The organism is Mesorhizobium wenxiniae, assembly GCF_002284535.1.
Taxonomy (GTDB): Bacteria; Pseudomonadota; Alphaproteobacteria; order Rhizobiales; family Rhizobiaceae; genus Mesorhizobium; species Mesorhizobium wenxiniae.
Map to the genome: position 1 here is coordinate 55,274 of NZ_NPKH01000014.1, position 13,868 is coordinate 69,141.

The window sequence follows — 13,868 nt, forward strand, 5'->3', positions numbered from 1 at the left end:
AAAAAGTGGGAACCGGTTTTCGGAAAAGATCATGCTCAACTAAGACTCAGCCGACTCTCGCGCGTGCCTCCAGATAGCGGCTGATCGCGGCATTGAGCTCGCCGCCAAGGATGAAGATCGCCGAGACGATGTAGAGGAAGACGACCGCGACCATGATCGAGGCAAGGCCGGCATAGGTCGTCACATAGGACGAGAAACGGTCGAGATAGGCGGCGAAGATGGTCGACCCGATGAGCCAGGCAATCAGCGTGAAGATGATGCCCGGTATGATCGAGACGAAGCGGCGCTTGCCGGCAGGCAGCCAGTAATGCACCGCGAACAGCCCGCCGACGATAACGGCGGAGGCGATGATGTAACGCCACAGCGTGATCGTGCCCATATAGGGCTTTATCCATTCGAAATTGGCCTCGGCCAGCCGCCCCAGTAAGGGCGCGAAAACCACGAGCACGCTGATCACCAGAAAACCTGCCGTGGCGATCAGAACGAAGGCGATGCTCTGCACCCGGCGATAGATGATGCCGCGCGTTTCGGAAACGCGGTAGGCGCGGTTGAGCGAGGTACGCAGCGCCTCGATCCCGTTCGAGGCGAAGAAGGCGGCAAGCAGCACGCCATAGGTCAACAGGTCGCTGCGCTGCACGGTGAGCACGTTGAGCACTTCGCGCGCGATCGGCTTGGCGATCTGCTCGGGCCAGGTGTCGAAGACGAGATGCACGGCGGTGTCGGCAAAAGCCTGTGCGCCGAGGAAGCTGGCCAGTGTCGTGGCGAAAATCAGAAAGGGGAAAAGCGCCATCAGCGCCGTGATCGCCAGATGACTGGCCATCGCCCAGCCATCGTCCGCATCGAAATGGCCGAACGCGTCATAAAGCACGCGTTTGAGGGCTACGATCTTCCGCAACAAGAACCGCGTTCCCTTCGATTGTCTCGACGCCGCGAATATGGGAAGGGATTGCTGCAAATGGCAAGCCTAGGTCAAACCACGCTTCCTCCCGGAGAAGAGTTGCGCACCATCATCGTCACCGGTGCTTCTTCCGGGATAGGCGCCTATTGCGCGCGAGCGCTGAAGGCGGAAGGCTGGCAGGTCTTCGCGACGGCGCGCAAGCCAGAGGACATCGCTGCCCTCGAGGCCGATGGCATCGAGGCTTTCTATCTGGACTACCGCGAACCTGGATCCATCGAGACGCTGGTGGCGTCGGTGCTGGAACGGACGGACGGACGGCTCGATGCCCTCTTCAACAATGGCGCCTACGCCCAGCCCGGCGCCGTCGAGGACCTGCCTGTCGCAGCACTCAGGGAGCAATTCGAGGCGAATGTCTTCGGCTGGCATGACCTCACCCGCCGTGTCGTGCCGGTGATGCGCCGCCAGGGCCATGGCCGTCTCGTCCATTGCTCCTCGATCCTCGGCCTGGCGCCGCTGCCCTTTCGCGGCGCCTATTCGGCGTCCAAGCACGCGATCGAAGGGCTGATGCTGTGCATGCATCAGGAACTCCAGGGCAGCGGCATCCATGTCTCGCTGATCGAGCCGGGGCCGGTAATATCGAAGATCGCCAGCAACGGCCTTGGGTGGTTTCTCAGGAATATCGACCGTGAGAATTCCGTCCACCGTCTCGCCTACGAGGCGCAGCTGCAACGGCTGCAGGCCGGCGGCAGCACGTCACGGCTGAAGCCTGGGCCGGAGGTGGTTCATGCGGCCTTGCGCCATGCGCTTCTGTCGCGGCGCCCGCGTCCGCATTATGTGGTAACGGTGCCGGCCAGGATCGGCGTTATCCTCAAACGCGTCCTGCCGGCATCAATGCTCTACCGCCTGCTTGCCAAACGCGCCTGAACGCAATCGACTGGAAACACACTATGGCAACCGTCTTCAACATCCTCGCTGTCCTCGTCATGGTCGCCGTGGTGATCGTGCTGATCCGCGGCCTCATCAACATGATGCGCGGCGGCTCCGCCATGACCTCCAACAAGCTGATGCAGACGCGCGTGCTGCTGCAGTTCGTGGCGTTGGTGCTGATCATGCTGGCGGTGTATTTCACCCGCAAGTGACGAGGGTGGCGATTTCGGGAGGCAGAGCGTGGTCAAGCTCAACAAGATCTACACCCGCACCGGCGATGACGGCACCACCGGCCTTGGCACCGGTGAACGGCGGCTGAAATCCGATCTGCGCATCGACGCCTATGGCACGATCGACGAAGCCAATGCCTGCATCGGCATGGCCCGCATCCACACCGCGGCAACCCATCAGGGGATCGACGCGATGCTCGGCCGCATCCAGAACGACCTTTTCGACCTCGGCGCCGATCTGGCGATGCCGGACGACGGCAAGCCGCTCGGCTATGAGCCGCTGCGCATCACCGCTGTGCAGACCGACCGTGTCGAAAAGGACATCGACCTGCTCAACAAGGACCTGCAGCCGCTCAAATCTTTCGTGCTCAACGGCGGCACGGCGGCGGCGGCGGCCCTTCACCTTGCCCGCACGGTGGCACGGCGGGCCGAGCGCATCATGGTGGCTTTGACGCAGGACCCAAGCGAGCATGTCAACCGCGAGGCGATAAGATACATCAACCGCGTGTCGGACTTTCTGTTCGTCGCCGCACGCGCGGTCAATGACAATGGAAACGCCGACGTGCTATGGGTTCCCGGCAAGAACCGCTGAATCTGCCGAGGCTGGAGGGGGGTCCGATGTTCATCCCGCTTTATGACACCAACCGGCTGCGCCACATCAAGCAGCAATATGTGACGATCGGCCTGATCGCGTTCAACACGCTGATCTACTTCGCCACCGCGCTTGGCGGCGAGCAGTTCACCAATGCTGCTGTGCTGGGCCTCGGCTTCATCCCGTCGGTCGTCCACGACAGCGTCGAACTGGCTCCGCAGTTTGTCGTGATCCCGGAGAGCCTGAGCTACGTCACCTATTCCTTCCTGCATGCCGATATTTTTCACCTCGGCGGCAACATGCTGTTCCTCTGGGTGTTCGGCGACAATGTCGAGGACGCGCTCGGTCATGTACGCTTTCTCATCTTCTACCTGCTGTGCGCCATCGCCGGCGCCTTCTTCCAGGGCCTGATCGCGTGGGACTCGCAGGTTCCGCTGATTGGCGCCTCAGGCGCCATCGCCGGCGTGGTCGCCGCCTATCTGATCCTCTACCCCAGGGTGAAGGTATGGGTGCTGGCCTTCGCCCGCATCCCGCTGCGGATCCCGGCCTTCATCCCGCTCATCCTGTGGATCCTGTTCCAGATCGTGATGTTCGCCGCCGATGGCGAGGATCAGATCTCCTGGGCCTGCCATGTCGGCGGCATCATCGCCGGGGCCGTGCTGGTGCTGATTTTGCGCAATCGCGCCGTACCACTGCTTGCCGGTGCTGAGGAAGAAGCAATGGTGGTCGCCGGCCAGGTGCCTGTTGCCGCAGAGCCGGCGTCAAGCGACCCGCAGCCGGCGCAGGCGGCGCCGCGCTGGGGACGGGGAAGCGCGTCCAGTCCGGACTGAACCGACTTGAGTGCGCGTCACGGATAATTTGGGCGCGCCTCGGATATTGACGTGCGGGGTTGCCGCAACTACGGAAGCTTTCCCACAATGCATGTCGCGCAAAAGTGTGCAGCGGTTTTGCGATAACGACATGCATAAAACAACAACCTAAAGCGCGTCGCGCGAGGCCGGTCAAACGCGACGCGTTTTAGGCGGTCGGAGACTAGAATTCCGTCCGGAATGTCGGCTTTCGACAACTCTGAAGAGACGCACACTGCTATAGCGCCCCCGACTATCTTGAAAGAGGTGGCTATCGTGAAAGAGGTGACAGGCAAATGAAGATCCTTGTGCCCGTGAAGCGGGTTGTGGATGCGAATGTGAAGGTTCGTGTGAAAGCTGACGGTTCGGCGGTGGAACTCGCCAACGTCAAGATGGCGATGAACCCGTTCGACGAGATCGCGGTCGAAGAGGCGATCCGGCTGAAGGAGGCCGGCAAGGCGGAAGAGATCATCGTCGTCTCGATCGGGCCGCAGCAGGCGCAGGAGACCTTGCGCACCGCCCTCGCGATGGGCGCCGACCGCGCCATCCTGGTCAAGACCGACGAGCAGACGGAGCCGCTGGGTGTCGCCAAGGTGCTGAAGGGCGTGGTCGAGGCGGAAAAGCCCGGTCTTGTCATTCTCGGCAAGCAGGCAATCGACGACGATTCGAACCAGACCGGCCAGATGCTGGCGGCACTTCTCGGCTGGGCGCAAGGCACTTTCGCTTCCAAGGTCGTTATCGATGGCGACAAGGCCAAGGTGACGCGCGAGGTCGACGGCGGCCTGCAGACGGTGGAGCTGAAGATGCCGGCGATTGTCACCGCGGATCTTCGCCTCAACCAGCCGCGCTATGCCTCGCTGCCCAACATCATGAAAGCCAAGAAGAAGCCGCTCGACGAGAAGATCCCGGCCGACTACGGCGCCGACGTCAAGCCGCGGCTGAAGGTGATCAAAACCGAGGAGCCGGGCGGCCGCAAGGCGGGCGTCAAGGTCAAGAGCGTCGCCGAATTGATCGACAAGCTCAAGAACGAAGCCGGCGTGCTGTAAGGCTGCGAAGGGACAAGAAAATGACAATTCTTCTGATTGCCGAACACGACAATGCGACGCTTTCCGACCAGACCGCCAAGGCGCTTTCGGCGGCACTGCAGATCGGCTCGGACGTGCATGTGCTGGTCGCCGGCAAGGGCGCAAACGGCGCTGCCGATGCTGCCGCCAAGCTCAAGGGCGTGAGCAAGGTGCTGCTCGCCGAAGCCGACGAACTCACCGAGCGCCTCGCCGAGCCGCTGGCCGCACTCGTCGTCGGCATAGCCGGTGCCTATGACACGATCATCGCGCCGGCGACCTCGTCGGGCAAGAATGTCGCGCCGCGCGTGGCAGCCCTGCTCGATGTCGCGCAGGTATCGGAGATCATCGAAGTTGTATCGCCCGACACCTTCAAGCGGCCGATTTATGCCGGCAACGCCATCCAGACGGTGCAGTCGAGCGACGCCAAAAAGGTCATCACCGTGCGCACCGCCTCCTTCCAGGCCGCACCCGAGGGCGGTTCCGCCCCGGTCGAGACGGTTCAGGCGGCGGCCAATCCCGGCCTGTCGAGCTTCGTCGAGAACAAGCTCTCCGAGACCGATCGTCCTGAGCTGACTTCGGCCAAGATCATCATCTCGGGCGGCCGCGCGCTGGGCTCTTCGGAGAAATTCCAAGAAGTCATCCTGCCGATCGCCGACAAGCTCGGTGCGGCCGTCGGCGCCTCGCGTGCCGCCGTCGACGCCGGCTACGCGCCGAACGACTGGCAGGTCGGCCAGACCGGCAAGGTGGTCGCACCCGATCTCTACATCGCGGTCGGCATCTCCGGTGCCATCCAGCATCTTGCCGGCATGAAGGATTCGAAGGTCATCGTCGCCATCAACAAGGACGAGGAAGCCCCGATCTTCCAGGTCGCCGATTACGGCCTCGTCGGCGATCTCTTCGTCATTCTGCCGGAACTGCAAAAGGCGCTTTGACGCCTTCTGCCAAAGCGTATTAAATTGTGAAGGGCGGGGTAGACGAAGTCGCCCCGCCCTTTTAGTTTGCACCGCACAAAAAGCAGGCCGCAAAGCCTTTTGACGGGATCGGTGTAATGAACAAGATCGAGACGATCGGCATCATCGGCGCGGGCCAGATGGGCGGCGGCATCGCCCATGTGTCCGCGCTTGCGGGGTACAAGGTGCTGGTCTACGACATCTCACCCGACCGCATCGAAAAGGGCATCGCCACGATCAGCGGCAACATGGCCCGCCAGGTCGGCTCCGGCAAACTCGAGGAAAAGCTGCGCAACGAAGCGATGGCGCGCATTTCGGCAGCGCCCACCATGGCCGACCTTGCGGCTGCCGATCTGGTGATCGAAGCGGCGACCGAGGACGAGACGGTCAAGCGCAAGATCTACGCCCAGCTCTGCCCGCAGCTCAATCCGGAAGCCATCCTGGCGACGAACACCTCGTCGATTTCGATCACACGTCTCGCCGCGCAGACCGACAGGCCGGAGCGGTTCATTGGCATCCATTTCATGAATCCGGTTCCGCTGATGAAGCTGGTCGAACTGGTGCGCGGCATCGCCACCGAGGACCAGACCTTCGAAGCGGCAAAGGCCTATGTGAACCATCTCGACAAGACGATCACCGTCTCGGAGGATTTTCCGGCCTTCATCGTCAACCGCATCCTGCTGCCGATGATCAACGAGGCGATCTACACGCTCTATGAAGGGGTCGGCTCGGTCGATGCGATCGACACCGCCATGAGGCTCGGCGCCAACCATCCGATGGGACCGCTGCAGCTTGCCGATTTCATCGGCCTCGACACCTGCCTGTCGATCATGCAGGTGCTGCATGACGGCCTGTCGGATTCGAAATACCGCCCCTGCCCGCTGCTGGTGAAATATGTCGAGGCCGGCTGGCTCGGCCGCAAGACCGGACGCGGCTTCTACGACTATCGCGGCGAGCATCCCGTTCCGACGCGCTGACCGGCGATACGAGCTCACGGACATCGCGCGCGGTCGCGCTGAGTGACGACCATGCGGCTGTTTTGTCGACAGCTTCGTGGCCGCTGATCGAAGACCGCATCAGGCCGATCCTTGCCCGTTTGCTCGCCGACCGCGGAAGCCCGATGGATTTGGCTTAAACCAGCCCGGCAGAGCGTTTCACGTAGAGCATTTTGCAGCCAAGTGGAATCACTTTGGCGCCGCACAAATGCGGCTAAAACAAAGAGATAGAGCCCGGTTCCAATCCAAACGCATTCCGCTTTAGGGTCAAAACTCAATCAGCGGGCTGCCGCCAATGGCCGAGATGGGTGGTTTCCTGTCGTACGTCTCGTTCATTGGAACGCGCAACGAGCGCCATAATCGGACTTACGCGGCCATCGCTATGGAGGTCGCGTCTCGGACACGTTCCGGACTTATGGTGCCACGGTAGGTCAGCACCCCAGAGATGAACTGTGTCGCGATAGCTCTGGCGTTATTCTCGACCATCACAGATGGATGAACTTCCGCCCGGAGATGCAGCGCAAGCATAGAATACCCGTCTCGACATAGGCCTCCAGACTCGCCAGCAACCCATAACTAAATTCGATATGGATGGGACGGGTGGTCGTAGCCAAGTCCGCCGAGCCTAACCCAGTCATGCTGATGATGACACGGACGCTGGTTAATCTGCTCTTCGATTCGCGATTGCTATGGTAGTAATAGCCTCTCAACGCCGGTGCCGTAAGCTACTCGCTTACGCGTCGCCTTGCGGAATATCCTGAGGGAATCAGACATCAGTGTCGAACGAGATAGGTTTCCATCGTGCCGACGCCTCTCAGTTCCACAGTGCAGCGCGGTTCTAACTCCCAAGAGGCGTGCAGAGCGCGTCTGGTTGCCTCCGAGATTTGCATGCGGTCGGCTACGCCCTGGGACTCGAGCCGGCTTGCAATGTTCACGGTTTCGCCCCAGACATCATAGACGAACCGATGTCGGCCGATCAGACCGGCGATCACCGGTCCGGTGTGTACGCCGATTCGGACGCGAAAACTATCGCTGCCCGACGCGAAGAGCCTCAACGAGTCCAGCATGGATTTTCCCAGCGCCACGGTCCTGTCGGCGTGATCGGCCGCCGGGTCCGGAAGACCACAAGCGGCCATATACGCGTCTCCGATTGTCTTGATCTTCTCCACGGAATGCTTCTCCGCCAGCGCATCGAACATGCTGAACATCCGGTCGAGGCGCTTGATAAGGTCGGATGCCGGCAATTTCGCTGCGATAGGCGAGAATCCGACAATATCGGCAAAAAGGATGGTCACTTCCTCGAACCGGTCCGCAATGATCTCCTCGCCCCCTTGCAGCCGCGCAACGATTTGACCGGGCAGGACGGCATGTAGAAGCGAGTCGGCCCGCCGCTTTTCCGCCTCGATCCGCTGAAGATACTGGTGCTCGCGGTCGCGCCAACGCTTCTTCTCCAGACTGGAGTTGATCCGGGCGCGCAGCAGGACCGGATTGAACGGTTTAAGCAAGTAGTCGTCGGCTCCCGCCTCGATGCAGCGGACCACGGCGTCGACTTCGTTCAGCCCCGATATCATAATGACCGGGATGTGCCGCCACCGGCGCTCAGCTTTCAATCGCGAGAGCACCTCGATGCCGTTCATGTCCGGCATCAGTATGTCCAACAGAACAAGGTCGAATTCATATTCCGCAAGGCGAGTCAGCGCGGACAGGCCTGACTCGGCAGTGACTACCTGATGACCGTCGTGCAGCAAGCGGCGCGAGAGAAGATCGCGGTTACTGCCGATGTCGTCGACGACAAGTATTCTACCGTTGCGTCCTGAGAATGCATCGCGCTCCGTCTTGCCCAGCGCCCTTTCGAGCCCTGCTGCATCGATCTCTGCCTGATCCGTCGTCCACAGCCCTTCGTTGTCGCTGGCGCGCGATAGGCCGGCAATTGCATCGACATGCGCCAACAGCTCGGCCGCAGCCGCGAGCATCACCCTGACATCTTCGTCCAATGCGTGTTCGTGCAATTCTTCGGCTTCTTCAAGGATCATTTCGGAGTAGCCGATAATCGCGTTGAGTGGTGTTCGCAAATCGTGGCGCAGTTTCGCCTCGATCTCGCGCCCTGCATGGTCCGGATAGTCGGCTTTGCCATGGATCAAGCTGTCGATGAGGCTGTTCAATTGCCGGGCAGCGGCGCCGACCCTCTCAAGATCTGGAGTGATGTGCACCAGACTGTGGTTCTGCACCTGTTCTAGCAGCAGTTCCTGAAATCCCGAGATTGCCCGTGCTGGTCCAGCAAGCGTCTGCGCCAGATGGGCGGCTATTGCGTGGCGTTGGAACTCGTTGGCAGTCATGTCTCCAATCCGCCGACTCGGCGGCTCACGGATTTGCGGCAAGCAATTGTTCGATTTTCTGGACAAGCCTCGGCAGGTCCACCGGCTTGCTGTCGTAGTCATCGCAGCCGGCCTCAAGCGCCAATTCCCGATCGCTGGTCATAGCATGCGCAGAAAGCGCGATTATAGGGATCCCCGAGGTGGCCGGATCAGCCTTGATCCGCCGTGTCGCCTCCCATCCGTCCATCACGGGCAGGCTCATATCCATAAGGATCAGATCCGGTCTTTCCGAAATGGTTAGTTCCACGCCGGATTGTCCGTTTTCCGCAATAAGCACTTCGAACCCACGCCGCGACAACCGCCGCGAGAGCATGTCGCGATTCATTTCGTTGTCTTCCACCAGAAGGATTCTCGTCATCTTCGGCCTCTTCTAACGATGGGTCAACGAACTGAGATGCCGGGCCAACCTACTCGGCCGCGGAAATCTGGCGTTCGAGCGCCTTGACCAATTGAGACCTGCTGTTCGCGCCCTTGGTCACAACGGCAACTGCCCTATCGCGGAGCCATTCGAGCTCGTTCATCGACAGATCTTTCGAGGTAACTACGACCACCGGAATGTTCTGCAGTTCGGGCGTCTGCTGCATTTCACTCAATGTCTGAAACCCGTCCATTTCGGGCATCAGCAGATCAAGCACCACCAGGCGCGGCAACAACCGTTTCATCAGGCCAAGGCCGCGCACGCCGTCGCTTGCCTCGTGAACCCGCCAATCCTTCTTGATCAGGATACGCCGAAGGAAATCGCGGGAGGCTTGGTCGTCATCAATTACAAGCACATCGCGGTTGCCACCGCCGCAAGCCTCAATTGTTTGAATCAGCTTCTCGGTGTCGATCGGCTTCGTCAGGTATTCAACCGCCCCGAGTGAGAGGCCGAGTTCGCGATCTGCAAGTATAGTCGCAAGGATCACAGGAATCTCGCAAAGCTCCCTATCGTTCTTCAGAGATCGCAGCACTGACCAGCCGTCCTGATGCGGCATGATGATGTCGAGAATGATCGCCGCGGGGCGATGCGCTCGAGCAGCGGCTATTCCTTCCTCGCCGCTTGCTGCTTCGAACGATGCCAGTCCCGCCTCCGCCAAAGCGCTGGCGATGACGGTTCGGGCGGCTGGTTCATCATCTATGATCAGAACCGCCTTGTCTCGTGGCGGCAACGGCACAGCTTCGGAGGGGTGTTGCTCGCTAGATTCTTTTTTGAACTCGGCTGGAATCTCCATTGTGAAGGTCGAGCCTTTTCCGAGTTCGCTCTCGACCTTTACAACGCCTCCGATCATTCGGCTAAAACTCCGGGTTATGCTGAGGCCAAGCCCCGTTCCGCCATAGTTGCGAGTGGTGGATGCGTCCGCCTGCGTAAAAGCGTCGAAGAGCCGTTCCTGCTGCTCCGACGTCATCCCAATCCCGGTGTCGGACACTTTGAATATCAGCCAATCGCCGTTTGGTCGCCTGTCGCGACGCACCGCGAGTGCTACTCGACCCCCTTCGGTAAACTTGGCGGCGTTGCTGAGCAGGTTAAAAAGGTTCTGACGCAACTTCGTCTGGTCCGAATGCATTTTCCCGAGGTCGTCCTCGAGGTCCAGTACGAAACCGTTTCGGTTTTTCGCCATCAAAGGCGCGACTGTGGCCCGGACGTCGCGCATCAAATCGGCGACGTCGAACGTTTCTAAGAAAATTTCCATCTTGTTCGCCTCGATCTTCGACAAGTCGAGGATGTCGTTGATGAGCGCCAGGAGATGGCGACCAGCCGCGGCGATCTTCTCCAGTTCCGGAACGAATTCCACCATGTGCTGGTCGCTCGCATCTTCGATCAGCATCTCGCTGTAGCCAATAATCGCGTTCAGCGGCGTACGCAGTTCGTGGCTGACGGATGCGACGAAGCGGCTCTTCGCTTCATTCGTCGATTCAGCACGGCTCTTGGCGCGCTCGAGTTCGTCTTGTCTCTGTTTCAATTCCGTGATGTCGGTGTAAACGGCGACCGCGCCGCCGTCAGGCGTTTTTCGCCTGCTTACGCGAACCCATCTGTCGCCGAAGCGATCCTCACCGACGAAACCCGCCGGGTCCTTGTGGATGTGTAACCGCTGGGCAATCCACTCCTCCGGCGACGCGCCCGCAAGGTCGACTTGCCCGCCCGCCAGGCGTTGCTCCAAGATTTCTTGGAAGCTTTGCCCAGGAAGAGAAGCTCGCGCATGGTCAGGGAAGAATTCGCAAAATTTGCTGTTGGCCAGGATGACCCTGTCCTGCGGATCGAATAGGACAAATCCGTCAGAAATTGCCTCAAGCGCCGCTGCGATCGTCCGTCTTTGCTGCTCCGCCTCGTCTTCCAGTCGTTTCTTTTCAATCGCGCCCGCGCGAAAAAGTCGAAGCGTCCGCGACATTGCGCCGAGTTCGTCGCCTCCCTCAATCGGTATTTCAATATCGTAGCGTCCTTGCGTCAGTTCGCCGATGACCCGGTTCAGCCGCCGTAACGGGCCAATGATCGAGCGAAGAACAAGGATCGTAAGAAGCGACCCAATCAACAGCACGATGACCACCAGAATGGCAGCGGTAGTCGCGGTTTTCTGGGCTTGCCTTACAGCCTCGTTACGAGCAGCTTCTGCCTCGGCGCTCACTTGCTCGACAAGTTTGTTAAGGGCGGCATCGACATTCGTGCTGTGGGTTCGCGCCTCGGCCAGGAGAGCGTTTCCAATGATGCGGTTATCCTGAGTATAGCTGTCCGCCGCCTCTAGTGCCCTTTTGACGTAGTCATCGATCTCGACACGGATTTCCCTCACTGCATCGGGGGATGATTTCGAAAGGCCGTCCAGTTGGTCCAGCAGTCGCTCACGCGCCTGCTCGGCATTCCGCTGGGAGTTCATTAGCAAGCTGACCGACAAATCGGTGAGCCAGTATCGCAATTCGCCAAAGGTCACGTGCGCCGCAGCCGCAGTCGCCGCGAGATCGAACAATGCCTTTGTGTCTGCGGTGCGGTCGGCACTGCGATAAAGCGCCTGCGTGAGAAGGATGGAAGATACGATGAGACTGATGAGGCCGGCCGCTGTCAGTGCAGCTACGCGGGCCGCGATCGGCAGACTGGCAAGGCGACGTCCCAGGGATTTCGACGGCGCCGGTAGGGCTTCCACCTCGTGGGGTGTCTGTTCCAGGACGCTCATTTGAACAAGACGATGCTGATTGCGCCCCCCAGATCGCCGGCTTTTCCGCCCTCCTTGGGATATCCGGTTATGTCGATCTCGCCCTTCGGCTCGCCGTGGCAGGAAAGGCACGACTCCGTATAGTATTCGGGCAGGAGCATTCGAAATGCCGGGCGTCCCTCCACCTCGGTCACATCCGTGTAGGCTTCGCCTTTTGCTCTCTTCGGATCTGAAAAGACGCTTACGATGATGCTGGCTTCCCAAGCGTCCGGAAGAGATTTGCGGTTGCGCACGAGTTGCTCGGGCGCAGTCACGCGTACCAGAGCCTCGTTGCCAACCTTGGCGGCGAATTTCTCATTCAACAGACGCGCGAAAACGGCCGGCACGAAGCCCTTGAACCCGATCCCAGCGCGGTTGATGTCATCTTGCTGCTCGTCCACCACCTCCCGCATAGCCCCAATCTGGGCCTCAAGCAGACGCCGGTCGCGATTGGTCAATTCGCCGGAAAACGGGTCCTGGCCGGTGTTTTTTGAGTAAACGGCGATGGCCTCGCTCGCAAACCGCTCGCTGTCGAGGTGCTTGTCACCAAGTGCGGGATCGTTGATTAGTGTCTGATAGTTGGAGACAACACTTCGCCCAGCGCGAAGCAATTCCGCAAGGCGGATTCCCATCGCGACATCTTCAGAATCTCCCGCTCCCATGGCAGCCGGCGCGAGGAACGCGCAACCGACAAGAGCAACGCCAATGCTTCTCCGCGTCAAGGTTGACAGGGCGAACATCTCCATCCCGTCGAAAGAAGCCAAAGAAAAAGTATAGCACAACGCAGGCCGATAGCGTAGCGACAAACGCCCATGCTCAAGCGGTGAGAGAAGGAACGAAGCATCCGCCGCCCGCTCCGAAGCGGCCCTGGCCCGCAAACCCGTTTTTGCCGAACGTCTCTCGATCACCCTGGGTGGAGCACCGAGAGGTTAGCGGTGGATTTGTCAAGCTTGCCGTTAAAATATAGCTTGCTAAAGCTAGAAAATTAGCTTTGGAATATATGTTCGTTGTGTTCGAGCGCGACCTCACGCACCGTAAACTTAGCATAGCAATTGTTTGTAGAAGAAGATGATGGTTCTGGCCTTATGTTGTCGGCCGGCACAACTTATGCATGTCATCTTGATCGCTTGATGAGCCATCATCGCTGAAAGGAAAAACTATGTTACGAAAAACAATCAGTTTTTAACCCTCGCCGGCGCGGTTGCAGTCGCTGCCGCCGCGAGGCGCCCAGCCGGACGAGACCGATCGTTCGGAATTGAGACGAGTCAGATGCGACGTAACCGGTCCTTCTCGCGGTGAATACCGCCAGTGCCGTTCCGTTCCGTGTGTTCGAGCAGATGATTAAGGAATGACTTCGATGTGGACAAGTTTTCATAATGGCACCATTGGCTACATTCGCGGATGGTTCCGCCTTCGCGCCGAGCGAAAAGCTATGTGGATGATAACGGACGGGTTGAGCCGGTCACCGGATGACATTCTTAACGACATTGGTATCTCACGCGACGAAATCACGTGCGCTTTGTCAAAGCGTCCCAATCCGAGTTCCGGGTCGGGGCGGAATGCGGCGGCCCATGATTTGTCCCATGCCAAGGCCTCATTGTCCCCGCGGCGGCGAGTCGAACTGATCCCGAGTGATCACGGCGCTGGCCGATCGTTACCTGCTCGCAGATCGTGATTCAGTGGCTCGTCGCTCCACGACTGCGCAACAATGACAGCATTCACCCCCTGTGCGGACGTTGAAGCGCGATGTCAGGAAGGTCGTTATCGGGTCAAGGGCGTGAATTCGGCACGGGCGAACGAACTTCCGCAACGGGTCGAACTAGGTCGTTCA

12 protein-coding genes are annotated in these 13,868 nt (G+C 59.9%); 7 read left to right on the forward strand and 5 right to left on the reverse strand.

Going from position 1 to position 13,868, the window contains the following annotated elements; translation table 11 throughout:
* Window positions 1-46: 46 nt before the first annotated feature.
* Window positions 47-898 carry a YihY/virulence factor BrkB family protein gene (locus CIT31_RS05440; RefSeq protein WP_095517782.1) on the reverse strand — a complete coding sequence of 284 codons (852 nt, stop codon included), beginning with the start codon at window positions 896-898 and terminating at the stop codon, window positions 47-49.
* 57 nt (window positions 899-955) lie between these two features.
* Here CIT31_RS05440 and CIT31_RS05445 point away from each other — a divergent pair, with 57 nt between their 5' ends.
* The 7 genes from CIT31_RS05445 to CIT31_RS05475 all read left to right on the forward strand — a co-directional run bounded on the left by CIT31_RS05445 (window position 956) and on the right by CIT31_RS05475 (window position 6,486).
* Entirely contained in the window at window positions 956-1,822 is an 867-nt protein-coding gene (locus tag CIT31_RS05445; RefSeq protein WP_095517783.1) for an SDR family oxidoreductase, read from the forward strand.
* A gap of 23 nt (window positions 1,823-1,845) precedes the next feature.
* Entirely contained in the window at window positions 1,846-2,037 is a 192-nt protein-coding gene (locus CIT31_RS05450; RefSeq protein WP_029348580.1) for a twin transmembrane helix small protein, read from the forward strand.
* Window positions 2,038-2,065: 28 nt separating this feature from the next.
* The gene (locus tag CIT31_RS05455) at window positions 2,066-2,647 is read left to right on the forward strand and encodes a cob(I)yrinic acid a,c-diamide adenosyltransferase (protein ID WP_095517784.1); all 582 of its coding nucleotides are present in this window, start codon (window positions 2,066-2,068) and stop codon (window positions 2,645-2,647) included.
* A gap of 26 nt (window positions 2,648-2,673) precedes the next feature.
* Window positions 2,674-3,477 (forward strand): rhomboid family intramembrane serine protease, encoded by an 804-nt coding sequence (locus CIT31_RS05460; protein ID WP_095518093.1) that lies wholly within the window; start codon window positions 2,674-2,676, stop codon window positions 3,475-3,477.
* 314 nt (window positions 3,478-3,791) lie between these two features.
* Window positions 3,792-4,541: an electron transfer flavoprotein subunit beta/FixA family protein gene (locus CIT31_RS05465; RefSeq protein WP_095517785.1), complete on the forward strand. Its 750-nt coding sequence runs from the start codon at window positions 3,792-3,794 to the stop codon at window positions 4,539-4,541.
* Window positions 4,542-4,561: 20 nt separating this feature from the next.
* Window positions 4,562-5,491, forward strand: a complete 930-nt coding sequence (locus tag CIT31_RS05470; protein ID WP_095517786.1) for an electron transfer flavoprotein subunit alpha/FixB family protein — start codon at window positions 4,562-4,564, stop codon at window positions 5,489-5,491.
* A 116-nt stretch (window positions 5,492-5,607) separates the two neighbouring features.
* Window positions 5,608-6,486: a 3-hydroxybutyryl-CoA dehydrogenase gene (locus tag CIT31_RS05475; protein WP_065008482.1), complete on the forward strand. Its 879-nt coding sequence runs from the start codon at window positions 5,608-5,610 to the stop codon at window positions 6,484-6,486.
* A gap of 791 nt (window positions 6,487-7,277) precedes the next feature.
* Here the strand turns inward: CIT31_RS05475 and CIT31_RS05480 are convergent.
* The 4 genes from CIT31_RS05480 to CIT31_RS05495 are packed head-to-tail and all read right to left on the reverse strand — an operon-like array spanning window position 7,278 to window position 12,777.
* The gene (locus CIT31_RS05480; RefSeq protein ID WP_095517787.1) at window positions 7,278-8,840 is read right to left on the reverse strand and encodes an adenylate/guanylate cyclase domain-containing protein; all 1,563 of its coding nucleotides are present in this window, start codon (window positions 8,838-8,840) and stop codon (window positions 7,278-7,280) included.
* Between the two features lie 25 nt (window positions 8,841-8,865).
* Window positions 8,866-9,237, reverse strand: a complete 372-nt coding sequence (locus CIT31_RS05485; protein ID WP_031255744.1) for a response regulator — start codon at window positions 9,235-9,237, stop codon at window positions 8,866-8,868.
* A 49-nt stretch (window positions 9,238-9,286) separates the two neighbouring features.
* Window positions 9,287-12,019, reverse strand: a complete 2,733-nt coding sequence (locus CIT31_RS05490) for a response regulator (RefSeq protein WP_095517788.1) — start codon at window positions 12,017-12,019, stop codon at window positions 9,287-9,289.
* Window positions 12,016-12,777 carry a Tll0287-like domain-containing protein gene (locus CIT31_RS05495; RefSeq protein ID WP_095518094.1) on the reverse strand — a complete coding sequence of 254 codons (762 nt, stop codon included), beginning with the start codon at window positions 12,775-12,777 and terminating at the stop codon, window positions 12,016-12,018. The genes CIT31_RS05490 and CIT31_RS05495 overlap by 4 nt, the downstream gene beginning before the upstream one ends.
* Window positions 12,778-13,868: the final 1,091 nt, after the last annotated feature.